This window comes from Streptomyces sp. NPDC056738 (assembly GCF_042790435.1).
Classification (GTDB): domain Bacteria; phylum Actinomycetota; class Actinomycetes; order Streptomycetales; family Streptomycetaceae; genus Streptomyces.
Genome location: NZ_JBHTZF010000002.1, coordinates 543569 through 558592 on the forward strand (window position 1 = coordinate 543569; position 15024 = coordinate 558592).

Genomic DNA, 15024 nt, shown 5'->3' on the forward strand with positions numbered 1-15024 from the left:
CCATGGCCACCAAACAGAGCGAGAAGGACAATGCCGCACCCTCGGGCCTCGACGCGCTGCGCGAGGAGTTCACCGGGTTCCTGGGCGCCCAACTGCAGAACCTCGTGGAGAAGGCCGGTGACAAGATCGCGGACGTCACCGACGACCTCGCCGACTCCGCCGAGAACGGCGGCCCCCTCCTCGCGGCCGGGTCGCGCGTCCTCAAAGGGGAATCGCCGCTGAAGGCGTTCGTGTCGGAGAAGGCCAAGAGCGCCAAGGACAGCGTCGTGGGCAAGGTGAAGGACGCCTTCGGCGGCGGAGGCGGCAAGGCGAAGTCCGGCAGCACCAAGGTCATGAACATCATCGAGGTGCTGGACGTCGGTGTCCCGGTCCGGAAGGCTTACGACCACTGGACCCAGTTCGAGAAGTTCAGCAGCTTCACCAAGGGGGTGCGCAGCGCCTCCCAGGACGGCGAGGGCGGCAGCGACTGGAAGGTGAAGGTCGGCCCGTCCACCCGGGGTTGGAAGGCGACCGTCCAGGAACAGGTCCCGGACGAGCGGATCGAATGGACCTCGGAAGGCGCCAAGGGCAGTACACGCGGCTGCGTCAGCTTCCACGAACTCACGCCCGACCTCACCCGCATCGTGCTCGTCGTCGAGTACTACCCGTCCGGCTTCTTCGAGAAGACCGGCAACATCTGGCGCGCCCAAGGCCGCCGCCTGCGGCTGGATTTCAAGCACTTCCAGCGCTACGTCACGCTCACCGACGAGGAGGCCGAGGGCTGGCGCGGCGAGATACGCGGCGGCGAGGTCGTCCGCACCCACGAGGAGGCGCTGGAGGAGGAGGAAGCGGCAGCGGGCGAAGAGGACGAGGAAGGCGCGGAGGACTACGAGGACGAGGAGATCCCCGAGGAGGAGGACGAAGAGCTCCCCGAGGAGGACGAAGAGCTTCCGGAGGACGAAGAGCTCCCCGAGGAGGACGACGAAGCGGGGGCCGAGTACGACGAGGAGGACGCGGAGTACGAGGACGAGGACGAGGAGCAATGAGGGACGAGGAGCGATGAGGAACGGGCACCCGGGCGCGCCGCGCGGGTGTGCCGCCAGGGCGCCGACCCCCACGTGCCGCCCCACCCGGTAGGGCACCGTCCCCGCCACCCGGCCGGGGGCGGTGGGCGCCGGCCCCGCGGCGACGCGCGGCTGGTTTCCTCCCGCCCCTGCGGGGGACCCGTGGCAACAGCCCGGAGTCGACCGAACACCGGACCCACGGGACCGGAGACAGCCGAACTGGGGACCGACCACCGAAAGGACGACAAGAAGTCATGACCGCCTACAGCGGGACCAAGACCACCTCGCGACCGGAGACGGGATGGGCCAAGGCCCGCCGCCGGCGCGGGACCGGCCCGCGGACCTGCCTTCCGGCGACGGCCGCCACCTCGGCCCGCGAGGACCGGACCGCCCCGGACTGGAACATCGTCAGGGGTGAGGACTGACCGGACGTCACCCCTTCCCCGTACGGCCTGAGCCGTCGTGGCGGGGCCTCAGGAGGCGGAGTCCGTCTTCGAGCGCAGCCGGCGGATCTCGTCCGCCGGAGGCCGGCGCACGTCCTCGTCCACCAGGCGCTCGGGCATGTCGTCGTCCGGGATCAGGTGCGCCTCCGCCTGCTCGGCGGGGTCCGCGTCCCCGTCGCCCCCCACGTCCTCGGCGATCATGTCGTGCTCGGCGTCGTCGTGGGCACCCACGTCGAGCGCCAGGAACTTCTCCTCGGGATCCGGGCCCACGTCGTCGTCCAAGGGCTCGCCGCCCTCGCCCGTGAGGTCGTCCTCGTCGTCCTCGTCGGAGTCCCGGAGGGCCGGATCCGTCCGCTCCTCGGCCAGCTTCTCGTCCAGACTCTCCCCCTGACGCTGTTCACGCGCCGTGGTGCCCAGGTGGTCCACGGCGAGCGGACGCTCGGGTGGCGACCACCCGTCGTCGAAGGGGTCCGAGCCCCGGTATTCGAGAGTGTCCTCCGGATCGAGGATGCCTTCGTCCTCGCGGATGTCGGGACCTCCCGGCTGGTAGACCTCATCACCCATGACGTCGTCCTCGCTCTGCTGGCCGAGACGGGCGCGACCTTCCGGACGGATCCGGGTGGCACCGGCCCATGTCTCCAGGCTCACCCAGCACACCGGTTCCGGCATGCCGGAACCGCGCGCGATCACGGAGAGTGACCGAACGGGGGTGATGATTCTCGATCTCCACGTTTGGCTCCCGCGGGACGGGTCACCCGTCTCCCGACACTCGAAGCCGATCGTGATGGGAAGTGAGACATCGTGAGTGGCGAGCAGAAGGCCAAGGCCAAGATGGAACAGGCCAAGGGCAAGACGAAGGAAGCGGCCGGGCGCGCCGTGGGCAACGAGCGCATGGCCGCCGAGGGCCGGGCCGAGAAGGCCAAGGGCGACGCACGGCAGGCCAAGGAGAAGACGAAGGACGTCTTCAAGGGCTGAACAGGCCGAAGGGCAGGAAGCGGACTCCCGGTCACCGGGTAGTCGGCGCGGCCGCCGGACCGACCACGTGGGGCCCGTTCCGAGGAACGGGCCCCACGGCCGTGCACCCGCAGAATCCGGGGAGCCCGGCACCGCCGGCATCTGTTTGAGAGCCCGGCGCCGTCAGACGCCCGGTGCGGCGACGCCACCGGCGCCGGGAGAGACACGTCCGCCCGCCCCACCCGCGGCCGCCCCCGGCCCCGTGTTGCCCCGCGCCCCCGCGGGCCGAAGATGGTGGGGGTGGCGGAGAGGAGTCCCCGGCGTGGAACCGGACGCGCAGGCAGACGGACGAGGGGACCGGGCGCGGGGACCGGCCGAGGGAGCCGATCCGAGGCGTTGGCGGGCCCTGTGGGTCACCCTGACGGCCGGGTTCATGAGCCTGCTCGACGTCACCATCGTCGCCGTCGCGCTGCCCTCCATGCAGCGCGCCCTGCACGCCTCCGCCCCGTCGATCCAGTGGGTCGTCTCCGGTTACGCCCTCACCTTCGCCCTGGTCCTCGTGACCGCCGGACGACTGGGCGACGCGATCGGCCGACGGCGGATCTTCCTCCTGGCCCTCGCCGCCTTCGTCCTGTGCAGCGCGGCGGCCGGCGCCGCGCCGACGATCACCCTTCTCGTCGTCGCGCGACTCGCCCAGGGCGTGGCGGCCGGGTGCCTGGCACCGCAGAACTCCGCCCTCATCCAGCAGATGTTCCGGGGAGCCGAGCGGGGCAGGGCGTTCGGACTCTTCGGCGCGACCGTCGGCGTCTCCAGCGCGGTGGGCCCCGTCATCGGCGGCCTGATCCTGATGCTCGCCGACGGGCCCCAGGGCTGGCGCTGGATCTTCTACGTCAACGTGCCGGTCGGCGCCGTCGCCTTCCTGCTGGGCCTGCGCCTGCTGCCCAAGGTCGCTCCCCGTCGCCGGGAACGGCTCGATCTGCGGGGCGTCCTGCTGCTCGGCACCGGGGTGCTGGCGCTGATGCTTCCCCTGATCCTGGCCGAGTCCGGCGGCGTACGAAGGCTGTGGTGGCTCTTCCTGGTGGGGCCGGCCCTGCTCGCGGTGTTCGCCTGGTGGGAGCGCCGGCTGACGGCCGCCCACGGTCAGCCGCTCCTCGATCCGCGCCTGGTGACGAGCACACGCGGCTACGCCGCCGGAGCCGTCATCGCCGCCCTCTACTTCGTGGGGTTCAGCGGCGTCTGGCTGGTGTTCGCGCTGTACTTCCAGAACGGCCAGGGCTTCACCCCGCTGCGCTCGGGTCTCGCGGTGACACCCTTCGCCCTCGGTTCGGCCGCGGCGGCCGTCGTGGCCGGACGGCTCGTCGAGCGGCTGGGCCGGCTGCTGACCGTCTGCGGCCTCACCGCCGTCGCCCTGGGGCTCGGCGGTGCCGTGCTGATCCTGCGCCTCGCTCCCGGGGACCAGGCCGTGTGGTACGCGGCGCCGGCGCTGTTCGCCGGCGGGCTGGGCAGCGGATGCGTCATCTCGCCGAACGTCACGATGACGCTCCGGGACGTGCCGGTGCGGATGGCGGGCGCGGCCGGCGGCGCCCTGCAGACGGCCCAGCGGCTCGGCGGTGCCGTCGGTACGGCGGCGCTGCCCGGACTCTTCTACGTGGTGCTCGGCACCGGACGGCACGACTTCGGCTCGGCCCTGTCGATCGCCGTCGGCTCCGGGATCGTGGCGATCCTGTGCGCCCTCGCGCTCGCGGTCCACGACTGGCTGCGCGACCACCGGCCCCGGTCGCCGCGCCGTCCTTCGGAGACGCCGCACGAACACACCCCCATGAGCCGGCCCTGAGGAGCATGCGGGAAAACCGGCCGCGCGGAGGCCGGGGCCGTCGGCCGTTTTCACAGGCACCGCACAGCGGCCGAAAAGCTGTGACGGGCGGATGAATTCGCAGTAGGTCATGGTCAGTTCAAGCCGAAGTCTTGTCCGCTCCATGACAAGGTCATCGGACGGGTGTCACTCTGCTGTCGACCGTGCACGCCTCGTACACACCCCCGTTCCCTGACCCCCTCCGGCTCACCCCCTCCACATCGTCCCCTTCCAGCGCACCCGCACCCTGACGAATCACGCGCCGCAGACTCCGCGAGCGCCTTCGTGCGGCACTCGCTGCGGCGCTGCTTCCCGCCCGGCTCTCCACGGACCGGCCGTACCCGACGGCCGGTCCGCCCCGGGCCACCCCCCTCGCAGATGGAGATGACCTTGAACCGGCAACCCCTCTCCGCCCGGCGGCGCAGACACGCCGCCGTCCTCGCCCTCACCGCCGCGAGCTCCTTACTGGCGCTCGCCGTCCGTCCGGCCCCCGCGTCCGCCGCCCCCGCCGATCCTCGGCCCACCAGGACCGTCGCCCGTATCGCCGCCGAACCCCGGTCCGGCGCCCTCCAGGTCCCGCTGTCGCCCGCCCGGCATGCCGCACTGCTCAAGGGCGCGGGAGCGGCCGCCGGGTCCACCGCCGAGCGGATCGGCCTCGGCGCCCGCGAGAAACTCGTCGTCAAGGACGTCACCCGGGACGCCGACGGTACGACCCACACGCGCTACGAGCGCACCTACGCGGGACTTCCGGTGCTCGGCGGCGACCTGGTCGTGCATCTGAAGAACGGCCGCAGCGCCGTGTCCGAGGCGCGCCGGGCCGGCGTCGCCGTGCCGAGCCTCAGGCCGGGGATCCCCGCCCGCGTCGCCGCGGCGAAGGCCCTCGCGGTGAGCCGGAAGGCGGCCGTCACGCGATCCCGCGCCGACGGAGCGCCCCGGCTCGTCGTCTGGGCCGCGGGCACCCGCCCGGTCCTCGCCTGGGAATCGGTCGTCGACGGCGTCCAGCGCGACGGCACGCCCAGCGAACTGCACGTCATCACCGACGCGTCCTCGGGCAAGGTCGCCTCCCGCTACGAGGCAGTCGAGACGGGCACGGGGACCGGCCAGTACGTGGGTACGGTGCCGCTCTCCACCACGCCGTCCGGATCGTCGTACCAACTCGTCGACGGCGACCGTGCGGGCCACCGCACCTACGACCTCAACCAGGGAACCTCGGGCACGGGAACCCTGTTCACGGACGACAACGATGTCTGGGGCAGCGGCGCCCAGAGCGACCGGCAGACCGCGGGCGTCGACGTCGCCTACGGCGCGGCGGCGACCTGGGACTACTACAAGCAGGTCTTCGGCCGCAACGGGATCCGCAACGACGGCGTCGCCGCCTACAGCCGGGCCCACTACGGCAACAACTACGTCAACGCCTTCTGGCAGGACAGTTGCTTCTGCATGACCTACGGCGACGGCGCGAGCAACACGCACCCCCTGACCGCTCTCGACGTCGCCGCCCACGAGATGAGCCACGGCGTCACCGCGGCCACCGCGGGTCTCACCTACGCGGGGGAGTCGGGCGGTCTCAACGAGGCGACCTCGGACATCTTCGCCGCGGCCGTGGAGTTCCACGAGAACCTCGCGGCCGACGTACCCGACTACCTGGTCGGCGAGAAGATCGACATCCGCGGCACCGGCGCCCCGCTGCGCTACATGGACAAGCCCTCCAAGGACGGCTCCTCCCGCGACTACTGGGACTCCTCGCTGGGCGGCATCGACGTCCACTACTCCTCGGGACCGGCGAACCACTTCTTCTACCTGCTCTCCGAGGGGAGCGGCGCCAAGACCGTCAACGGCGTGTCGTACGACAGCCCGACCCACGACGGTCTGCCGGTGACCGGCATCGGCATCGAGAACGCCGCCGGGATCTGGTACCGCGCGCTGACGACCTACATGACGTCCTCGACCGACTACGCCGGTGCCAGGGCCGCCACGCTGCGGGCCGCGGGTGACCTCTACGGCGCCTACAGCCCCACGTATCTCGCCGTCGCCGACGCCTGGGCGGCCATCAACGTCGGCGACCGGATCGCCCTCGGGGTCAACATAGCCCCGCTCGCCGACCAGACGTCCGGGGTCGGCCAGGAGGTCTCCCTCCAGGTCGACGCGTACACCACCAACACCGGCGCGAGCCTGACGTACACGGCCACCGGGCTGCCCGAGGGTCTGTCCATCAGTGACACCGGACTGATCTCCGGGACCCCCGTCACACCGGGGACCAGCGACACGACGGTCACGGTGACCGACAGCACCGGCGCGGCCGTGTCGGTGGCCTTCCACTGGCGGATCGCGTACGTCTACGCCAACAGCACCCGCGTGGACATCCCCGACCTGGGCCCCGCGGTCGAGTCGCCCATCACGATCACGGGCCGGCCGGGCAACGCCTCACCGACCACCGAGGTCTACGTCAACATCGTCCACACCTACCGCGGCGATCTGACGGTCGATCTGGTCGGCCCCGACGGGACCGTGTACTCGCTGCTGAACCGCAGCGGCGGCTCGGCCGACAACGTGGACCAGACGTTCACGGTGGACGCCTCCGCGCAGCCGGTCGACGGCACCTGGAAGCTGCGTGTCCGCGACCTCGCGTCGATCGACGTCGGCTACATCCAGCAGTGGAGGATCACGCCCTGATCGAGGCCTGACCCGATCCCGTCCGGACCGCCCCAGCGGTCCGGACGGTCTGCTGTCCGCGCCGAACGGCCGCGGGCGTCCCGCCTCAGGGCGGCGACGCCCGCGGCCGTTCGGCGTCTTCAAGCCTTGACGGATCCGGACCGTCGCCTGCCCCTCGGTGACGCCCGCCGCCCAGGTCGCAGCCCCGGAGCGCCCCGCCAACGTGGGGCCCGCGCACACGAGTTGAAGAAACTCGCGTCACGGGACTTGCCACCCTGATGGTTCATTACTTAAATCAAAGCGTGAACTAAGAGAGCCGGTAGGTCAGTTCACAGTTCTCCCCTCGTAAGCGGCTGTTTCCTCAGTCGCTCAACAAGTGTGTCCGCTCCGCTCGTCACCCCACCCGCATGGAGTCACGGCATGAAACTCAGAACCCTGGGTGTCGCGCTGGCCGCAATGGCCGCGCTCGTCACCCTGCCCTTGCAGAGACCGGCCGCCGCGGCCGAACTCCCGCTGTCCCAGGGCAAGACGGCCACGTCCTCGTCCGACGAGAACGGGGGCACTCCCGCCGCCTACGCCGTCGACGGCGACACGGCCACGCGCTGGTCCTCGGCCGCCACGGACACCCAGTGGCTCCAGGTCGACCTCGGCGCCTCGGCCACCATCACCAAGGTCGTCCTCAACTGGGAGGCCGCGTACGGCAGCGACTACCGCATCCAGACGTCACCGGACGGCAGCACCTGGACCGACGTCAAGACGGTGACCGGCGGCGACGGCGGCACCGACACCCTCGACGTCTCGGGCCAGGGCCGCTACGTACGCATGTACGGCGTCCACCGCGCGACCCAGTACGGCTACTCCCTCTGGGAGTTCCAGGTCTTCGGCACCGGTGGCACCACCACCCCGGCGACCTGTGACACGGCCAACGCCGCGCAGGGCAAGACGGCCACCGCCTCCTCCACCGAGAACGCGGCGAGCCCCGCCTCGGCCGCCTTCGACGGCAACACCGGAACCCGCTGGTCCAGCACCTTCGCCGACCCGCAGTGGGTCCAGGTCGACCTGGGCGCCTCCAGCGACCTGTGCCGCGTCGACCTCAACTGGGAGGCCGCGTACGGCAAGGCCTTCCAGATCCAGTCCTCCACCGACGGCCAGAACTGGACCGTCCTCAAGTCGGTCACCGACGGCACCGGGGGCACCGCCTCCTACGACGTCTCCGGCAAGGGCCGTTACGTACGGATCTACGGGACGACCCGGGGCACCGCGTACGGCTACTCACTGTGGGAGGTCGCCGTCCACACCGGTACGGGGAGCAGCACCCCGCCCGTGCAGGGCGGCGGGGACCTCGGGCCCAACGTCATCGTCGTGGACCCCTCGACGCCCGGACTGCAGGCCAAGTTCGACCAGGTCTTCGCCCAGCAGGAGTCGAACCAGTTCGGCTCCGCCCGCTACCAGTTCCTGATGAAGCCCGGCACCTACAACAACATCAACGCCCAGGTCGGCTTCTACACCTCGGTCTCCGGCCTCGGCCTGAACCCCGACGACGTCCACATCAACGGCGACATCACCGTGGACGCGGGCTGGTTCAACGGCAACGCCACCCAGAACTTCTGGCGTTCGGCGGAGAACCTGTCGATCACCCCCTCCAACGGCACCGACCGCTGGGCCGTCGCCCAGGCCGCGCCCTTCCGCCGTATCCACGTACAGGGCGGCCTCAACCTGGCCCCGAACGGCTACGGCTGGGCCTCCGGCGGCTACATCGCCGACTCCAAGATCGACGGTACGGTCGGCCCGTACTCCCAGCAGCAGTGGTACACCCGTGACAGCTCCGTCGGAGGCTGGACCAACGGCGTCTGGAACATGACCTTCACGGGCGTCCAGGGCGCGCCGGCGACGAACTTCGACTCCGGCCCGTACACCACCCTGGACACCACCCCGGTCTCCCGCGAGAAGCCCTATCTCTACCTGGACGGCAGCACCTACAAGGTGTTCGTCCCCTCCAAGCGCACCAACGCCCGCGGCGTCTCGTGGCCGAACACGGCCGGTTCGTCGATCCCGCTCGACCAGTTCTACGTCGTCAAGGCCGGCGCGACCGCCGAGACCATCAACGCGGCTCTCGCCCAGGGCCTCAACCTGCTGTTCACGCCGGGTGTCTACCACCTCGACCAGACGATCAACGTCACCCGCGCCAACACCGTCGTCCTGGGCCTCGGCCTCGCGACGATCGTGCCGGACAACGGCGTCGACGCGATGCACGTCGCCGACGTCGACGGGGTCAGGCTCGCCGGATTCCTGATCGACGCGGGCCGCTCCAACTCCGCGAATCTGCTCCAGATCGGTCCCTCGGGCTCCTCGGCCGACCACTCCGCCAACCCCACGACCATGCAGGACGTGTTCGTGCGGATCGGCGGCGCGGGCCCCGGCCTCGCCACCAACTCGGTCGTGGTCAACAGCGACGACGTCGTGATCGACCACACCTGGCTGTGGCGCGCCGACCACGGTGACGGGGTGGGCTGGGACACCAACCGCGCCGACTACGGCCTCGTGGTCAACGGCGACGACGTGCTGGCGACCGGCCTGTTCGTCGAACACTTCAACAAGTACGACGTGCTGTGGAACGGCGAGAACGGGCGCACGATCTTCTTCCAGAACGAGAAGGCGTACGACGTGCCCAACGCCGCCGCCGTCACCCATGACGGCATCGTCGGATACGCGGCCTACAAGGTCGCCGACTCCGTCTCCACGCACGAGGCATGGGGTCTGGGAAGCTACTGCAACTTCACCTCGGACCCGTCGATCGTCCAGGCGCACGGCTTCCAGGTCCCGGTGAAGACCGGGGTGAAGATGCACGACATCCTGGTGATCTCGCTCGGTGGCAAGGGTCAGTACGCCCACGTCATCAACAACACCGGCGCGCCCACCTCGGGGACGGACACCGTGCCGTCCAAGGTCACGCAGTTCCCGTGATCCCGCACCGCGCCGTCTGAACGGCACATGGGTGCCGGTGCTCCACCCCGGTAGGTCCGGGGGAGCGCCGGCACCCTCACCTTGCTCGCGTCGTGCCGCGCGGCGCGTCGAGCCTCAGGTCGTGCGGCCGGGCCGTCTCCTGGTCGGGCGGCCCCGCCGGTTCCACCCCGGCGGCGTGCGCCAGGAGACGGCGGGCCAGTTCACGGGCCTCGGCGGGCGTGAGCGAGGCCCACACCCCGTGCTCGTCGCCCTGGTCCGGGCCCACGTCCAGCGTCACGCGGCCGATCTGCCGGTCCGGTGTCGGCAGCAGCAGCTCCTTCACGGAGATCCTGCGGCCGCACGAAGTCACCAAGGGCAACTCGCCCGCCCCGGCCGCCCGTAGTCGCCGCTGCCCGGACTCCGTCATCGCTCTCACGCCTTTCCACGAGCAGATCCGCCGGTGGGTCCACCGCACCGGGTGGAACTCCGCGCTCCGGCCATCCGCCGGACTGTTCAGGTCAGCGTCGAGTGGTACCGGTTTGTTCCCGGCGGCCGGGCAGGGCGCTCCCGTGCGACCCGGCGCGCGCAATCGCCCGTCGGCCTCAAGGGGCCCGAACGCGGGGCGCTGTCCGTGCTCTTGACGGATGCCCGCCGGATCGGCGGAAGGGGCGTGCGAGGCGACCGGCCGCCCGGCGGCCGGTCCGTGTCAGCGCCGGGTGGAGTTCTTGGTGCGCAGTGCCCCGAGACGCTCCAGGAGCAGGCCCTCCCGGGTGGACCAGGGGGAGATCTCCACGCTCGTGGCCCGGCAGGCCTCCATCAGTGCCTCCGCCACCAGCGCCCCGGCCAGGGACTGGCCGGCCCGGTGACGTGAGATGCCGGGCAGACGGCCGCGGCCGGCCGAGCCGTTCTTCGCGAGGACGCCCACCGCGGCCCGTACCTCGTCGAGCGTCAGCCGCTGCGGAGCGCGCGAGCGGTCACTGCCCGCGGTGGTGTAGCGGGCGAGCTGGGTGAAGGTCTTGGAACACGCGAGCACCCGCCCGTCCGGGTCGGCGTGCGGCAGGTCGGCGTCGGCGAGGCGGTCGCTCAGGTGGTCGCGCACCTCGGCGAGCCGTCGCTTCGAGGACACGGCCTCGTCGAGCTTCCACGTGCGGGTGACCGTGCGGGCGCCGAGCGGCAGGGAGTGGGCCGTTCGCGGCTGTCTGGACGTGCCGGACGCCACCTCGACCGTCCCGCCGCCGATGTCGAGCACCAGCAGGGAGCCGGGCCGTTCGCCCGCCCAGTGGCGTGCCGCCACATAGGCCAGCCGTGCCTCCTCCTCGCCGGACAGCACCCGCAGCCGGGTGCCGGTGGCGCTGGCCACCTGGGCGAGGACCTCGTCGCGATTGGGCGCGTCGCGGATCACCGACGTGGCGAACGCGTAGACCTCCGGCAGCGCTTCCCGGTTCTCGGCGAGCGTCTCGGCCACGGCCCGCTGCACGCTGCGGACACCCGACTTGTCCAGCCGTCCCGTGGCGTCCAGCGTCTCGTGCAACTGGAGTCGTACCTTTCGGGACAGCACCTCTTCCATGGCGACCCCGGCGCGGCGCCGCGCCACGGTGAGCAGAGCGCTGTGACACCCGACGTCTAGTACACCTGCCTGCCGCACTGTGTTAACCACCCGTTTTCCTGTCGAAGGGGATCCGTGAACTCACCATTGTCCCGCACACAGGCCGTGGTGACGCGACACGATTTCGTTTCGGCTCGTCAGGAGCCCGTCAAGGGTTCGCGAGGGTGTCGCGGCGGCATCGAGAGGCCGCCCAAGGGGATTTCGCACGCGCCGTCTTGTGACGGCCGGCGCACCGGTGACGCGGGGGCGCGTCAGGGGGTGGAGTGACTCATGTCACTGTCCGGCGTGTCGGCCAACGTCACCACGGCGGTGATCCGTTTGCCGACGGGCTCCCGGCGCACCTCGAAGGCATGGCACACGGCCATGACGATCTCCAGCCCGTGCTGGCCGACGCGGCCCGCCTCGGCGGCGCGGGCCACCGGCAGCGTCGGGTCGGAATCCCAGACGGTGGCCTTGACGGCGCCCTGGTCGACCTCGAGCGTCAACAGGCAGGGGCCGCCCGCGTACTTGACCGCGTTGGTCACGAGTTCGCTGACCACCAGCGGGACCATGCCCATCACCCGTCCGGACACGGGCAGCCCGGCGACCGCCTGCACCTGCGTCAGGAATTCACGGGTGAACGCCCGCGCCTGGGCGATGCACGCGGAATCACCGTCGTACGCGACTGAGGCCTCGATCAGTGCACCCCGCTGTCCCTGCTGTCCTGCTTCGCTCACCTGCTGGCCCATACGATCCGTCCCGCGTCCACCTCTTCGACGTTCGCCGTCTGCCCCGGAAATCCGGCTTCACTCCATCCGGCCGCGCATTCGTCCGCGGAGCCGGAAAGGGATGCTGAACGGGGTGCCCGAAAGCGGTCGCGGTCAGGGGTCTCCGGAAGCGGTCCCGGAGCCGACCGGCATCAGGGTCGGGCACCCGGCCCGGCGCGGTCGGGAGGCTCAGGCCTCGTCGACCGTCACGGAGACGGGAGTGCCGGCCTCGATCGTGCGGCTGACCGTGCAGAGCCGGTCGTGCGAGGTCTTGACGGCGCGGGGCAGGATGGCGCGGGCGCGGTCGCCCTCCTCGCCGTCCGGGAACGCCACCGAGAACGTGACCGCGAGACCGGTCATCCGGTTCCCGAGCTCGTCGCTGATCTTGTCGCCGGTCACGGTCAGGGTGAACTGCGTGGGCTCGACGTGGCGGGCGGTCGCGACATCGACGTCGGCCGCGGTGCAGCCCCCGATGGCGGCGAGCAGCAGTTCGACCGGGGTGAACCGCTCCTCCCCGCCGTCTCCCGAGCCGGTGCCGAAGTCGATCGTCCCGCCCCGCGCGTTCGTCGCGGTGAAGTGCCCGGTGCCGGTCCGCTCGACGGTGACGCGGCGCAGAGTGTCGTCAGTCATACCGCCGACCCTAATGTCGCGCCGCGCCGTCCGCCTCGGATGGGCCCCGGGTCAGTCGGGCGGATTCGGCCGGACGACACCGAAGTCGTAGGCGAGGATGACCGCCTGGACGCGGTCGCGGACGCCCACCTTCGACAGGACGCGGCCGACGTGCGTCTTGACCGTCGACTCCGCCACGACGAGCCGCTCGGCGATCTCGCTGTTGCTCCACCCCTCGCCGATCGCCACGAAGATCTCGTACTCGCGCTCGGTCAGGGCCTGGAGGCGCGGGTCGTCCTGCGGCCTGGCGTTGCCCGATGGATCGTGCGGGAGATGCCGGGCGTACGCGTCCAGGAGACGCCGGGTCAGGGCGGGGGCGATCACCGCGTCGCCCCCGGCCACCGCCCGGATCCCGGCGAGCAGTTCCTCCGGGTGGGCGTCCTTGAGGAGGAACCCGCTGGCACCGGCGCGCAGCGCGGCGTAGGCGTACTCGTCCAGGTCGAACGTGGTAAGGATCAGCACCCGGGAGCGGCCGCCGGAGGCGACGATCCGGCGGGTGGCCTCGATGCCGTCCATGCCGGGCATTCGTACGTCCATGAGGATCACGTCCGGGCGCAGTTCGGCGGCCCTGCGGACGGCCTCGCCGCCGTGGGACGCCTCGCCGACGACATCGGTGTCCGGAGTGCTCTCCAGGAGCATGCGGAAGCCGAGGCGCTGCAGCGGCTGGTCGTCGACGATGAGCACGCTGGTCACGCGGCACCGCCCGTGACGGCCGGGGGAGCGAGGTCGGTCCCGTCCGGAGGGGTGAGATCGAGGGTGGCCCGCAGGGTCCATCCGCCGTCGGGGGCCGGTCCCGCGACGACCGTCCCGTCGTAAAGGGCCGCGCGTTCTCTCATTCCGGGGATCCCGTGTCCTTCGTCGTCGTGCGGCCCGGAGCGCACGGTGCCGGGGCCCGGGCCGGTGTCGTGGACGTCGATGTGCAGGAGCGTCTCCTCGACGCTCACCCTGAGATCGACGCGTGTCTCGGGCCCTGCGTGCTTGAGGGCGTTGGTGAGGGCCTCCTGGACGATGCGGTACACGGCGAGCTGGACGCCGCGGTCCAGGCCGCCCAGTTCGCCGCTGCTGCGCAGGACCACGACCGGCCCGGCCGCCCGGATCCGCTCGCAGAGTGCATCGAGGTCCCCGATCCCCGGCTGCGGACTCAGCTCGGGCGCGCTGGGCGCCACGGTCTGCTCGCGCAGGACCCCGAGCATGCGGCGCAGTTCGCCGAGCGCCTGCCGCCCGGTGTCCCCGATGAGCAGCAGGGCCTGCTTGCCGCGTTCCGGCGCGAGGTCGCTCGCGTACGCGCCGCCGTCGGCCAGGGTGATGATGACGGAGAGGTTGTGGCCGACGATGTCGTGCATCTCGCGGGCCACGCGGGTGCGTTCGGCGGCCGCGGCCAGTCTGCTGCGCTGGTCGCGTTCGACCTCCAGCCGGGTCGCGCGGTCCCGCAGGACGGCGAGCTGGCCGCGCCGGATCCGGACGGCGAGACCGAGCGCGACCGCCGCGGTTATGGTGCTGAAGAGGAAGAAGAGCGCGTCGAGCACGTGCACGCCGGACGGCAGGCGCACGGCGACCAGTCCCATCGCGCCGGCGGTGACCGCGCAGGCCAGGGGCAGCCGCCGCAGTTCTCCGTGCAGGACCAGGCTGTACAGGGCGATGAGGACGGCGACGTCGGCGCGCAGCCAGACGCCCAGCGCGAGCTGGAGGATGAGCACCCCGGTGATCACCGCGAAGGCGAGGAAGGGCCTCCTGCGCCGCCACAGCAGCGGGAGCACCAGCCCGGCCTGGAGCGCGAGCGTCCCCGGCAGGGTCAGGTGGGTGAACTCGGTGTCGAACGGATGGTGCCTGCCGTCGCCGTCGCCGTCGTGCACGAGGTCCGGCAGGCAGAACAGCAGCGCCACGACAGCCGTCACGACCGCGTCGAGGATCCAGGGGTGCCGGCGGTCGCCCCGCTTGAGCCGGCGGCCGACACGGGACAGAGCACGGGCCAGCGGGTGGTTCCACGGCAGTTCCGCCTCCGCGAAGGGCGGGTCCTCCGCCGGCTCGCGCGGGGTGGTGTCGTCGATGTTCATGGGAGTCACTGGTCCGCGCTCATGGGTGTCACCTGTTCATTGTGGGTCCGGCCGCGTCCTCG

At 71.4% G+C, this 15024-nt stretch carries 13 protein-coding genes; 6 read left to right on the forward strand and 7 right to left on the reverse strand.

Annotated features, from left to right (window positions below):
• Positions 1 to 2: 2 nt before the first annotated feature.
• Both ACFRIC_RS06130 and ACFRIC_RS06135 read left to right on the forward strand, forming a co-directional pair.
• Positions 3 to 1025, forward strand: a complete 1023-nt coding sequence (locus tag ACFRIC_RS06130) for an SRPBCC family protein (RefSeq protein ID WP_382780086.1) — start codon at positions 3 to 5, stop codon at positions 1023 to 1025.
• Positions 1026 to 1297: 272 nt separating this feature from the next.
• Positions 1298 to 1468, forward strand: a complete 171-nt coding sequence (locus ACFRIC_RS06135; protein WP_382780089.1) for a hypothetical protein — start codon at positions 1298 to 1300, stop codon at positions 1466 to 1468.
• Positions 1469 to 1516: 48 nt separating this feature from the next.
• Here ACFRIC_RS06135 and ACFRIC_RS06140 read toward each other — a convergent pair whose 3' ends face one another.
• Positions 1517 to 2155, reverse strand: a complete 639-nt coding sequence (locus ACFRIC_RS06140) for a hypothetical protein (protein ID WP_382780092.1) — start codon at positions 2153 to 2155, stop codon at positions 1517 to 1519.
• Positions 2156 to 2287: 132 nt separating this feature from the next.
• Here ACFRIC_RS06140 and ACFRIC_RS06145 point away from each other — a divergent pair, with 132 nt between their 5' ends.
• The 4 genes from ACFRIC_RS06145 to ACFRIC_RS06160 all read left to right on the forward strand — a co-directional run bounded on the left by ACFRIC_RS06145 (position 2288) and on the right by ACFRIC_RS06160 (position 9908).
• The gene (locus ACFRIC_RS06145) at positions 2288 to 2461 is read left to right on the forward strand and encodes a CsbD family protein (protein WP_355987981.1); all 174 of its coding nucleotides are present in this window, start codon (positions 2288 to 2290) and stop codon (positions 2459 to 2461) included.
• Between the two features lie 301 nt (positions 2462 to 2762).
• Positions 2763 to 4274, forward strand: a complete 1512-nt coding sequence (locus ACFRIC_RS06150) for an MFS transporter (protein WP_382780095.1) — start codon at positions 2763 to 2765, stop codon at positions 4272 to 4274.
• Positions 4275 to 4676: 402 nt separating this feature from the next.
• Positions 4677 to 6965: a M4 family metallopeptidase gene (locus ACFRIC_RS06155; RefSeq protein ID WP_382780098.1), complete on the forward strand. Its 2289-nt coding sequence runs from the start codon at positions 4677 to 4679 to the stop codon at positions 6963 to 6965.
• 399 nt (positions 6966 to 7364) lie between these two features.
• On the forward strand, positions 7365 to 9908 hold the full coding sequence (locus ACFRIC_RS06160; RefSeq protein WP_382780101.1) for a discoidin domain-containing protein: 2544 nt from the start codon (positions 7365 to 7367) through the stop codon (positions 9906 to 9908).
• A 76-nt stretch (positions 9909 to 9984) separates the two neighbouring features.
• Here the strand turns inward: ACFRIC_RS06160 and ACFRIC_RS06165 are convergent, their stop codons facing one another.
• From ACFRIC_RS06165 to ACFRIC_RS06190, 6 genes are all read right to left on the reverse strand, one after another.
• Positions 9985 to 10230 (reverse strand): hypothetical protein, encoded by a 246-nt coding sequence (locus ACFRIC_RS06165; protein WP_382780104.1) that lies wholly within the window; start codon positions 10228 to 10230, stop codon positions 9985 to 9987.
• A gap of 363 nt (positions 10231 to 10593) precedes the next feature.
• The gene (locus ACFRIC_RS06170; RefSeq protein WP_382780106.1) at positions 10594 to 11544 is read right to left on the reverse strand and encodes a Ppx/GppA phosphatase family protein; all 951 of its coding nucleotides are present in this window, start codon (positions 11542 to 11544) and stop codon (positions 10594 to 10596) included.
• 200 nt (positions 11545 to 11744) lie between these two features.
• Positions 11745 to 12221, reverse strand: coding sequence for an ATP-binding protein (locus ACFRIC_RS06175; RefSeq protein WP_382780109.1), 477 nt, complete (start codon positions 12219 to 12221; stop codon positions 11745 to 11747).
• A gap of 207 nt (positions 12222 to 12428) precedes the next feature.
• Complete coding sequence (locus ACFRIC_RS06180) at positions 12429 to 12869, reverse strand: OsmC family protein (RefSeq protein WP_382780112.1); 441 nt, start codon at positions 12867 to 12869, stop codon at positions 12429 to 12431.
• A 51-nt stretch (positions 12870 to 12920) separates the two neighbouring features.
• Positions 12921 to 13601: a response regulator gene (locus ACFRIC_RS06185; RefSeq protein WP_382780115.1), complete on the reverse strand. Its 681-nt coding sequence runs from the start codon at positions 13599 to 13601 to the stop codon at positions 12921 to 12923.
• A complete protein-coding gene (locus ACFRIC_RS06190; protein ID WP_382780117.1) occupies positions 13598 to 14962 on the reverse strand; it encodes a sensor histidine kinase in 1365 nt (454 codons plus the stop codon). The genes ACFRIC_RS06185 and ACFRIC_RS06190 overlap by 4 nt, the downstream gene beginning before the upstream one ends.
• Positions 14963 to 15024: the final 62 nt, after the last annotated feature.

Coding starts and splice junctions, on each gene's coding strand:
- ACFRIC_RS06140 (WP_382780092.1), bottom strand. CDS start 2,155: ATGCCGGAACCGGTGTGCTGGGTGAGCCTGGAGACATGGGCCGGTGCC.
- ACFRIC_RS06135 (WP_382780089.1), top strand. CDS start 1,298: ATGACCGCCTACAGCGGGACCAAGACCACCTCGCGACCGGAGACGGGA.
- ACFRIC_RS06180 (WP_382780112.1), bottom strand. CDS start 12,869: ATGACTGACGACACTCTGCGCCGCGTCACCGTCGAGCGGACCGGCACC.
- ACFRIC_RS06160 (WP_382780101.1), top strand. CDS start 7,365: ATGAAACTCAGAACCCTGGGTGTCGCGCTGGCCGCAATGGCCGCGCTC.
- ACFRIC_RS06155 (WP_382780098.1), top strand. CDS start 4,677: ATGACCTTGAACCGGCAACCCCTCTCCGCCCGGCGGCGCAGACACGCC.
- ACFRIC_RS06190 (WP_382780117.1), bottom strand. CDS start 14,962: ATGAACATCGACGACACCACCCCGCGCGAGCCGGCGGAGGACCCGCCC.
- ACFRIC_RS06175 (WP_382780109.1), bottom strand. CDS start 12,221: ATGGGCCAGCAGGTGAGCGAAGCAGGACAGCAGGGACAGCGGGGTGCA.
- ACFRIC_RS06130 (WP_382780086.1), top strand. CDS start 3: ATGGCCACCAAACAGAGCGAGAAGGACAATGCCGCACCCTCGGGCCTC.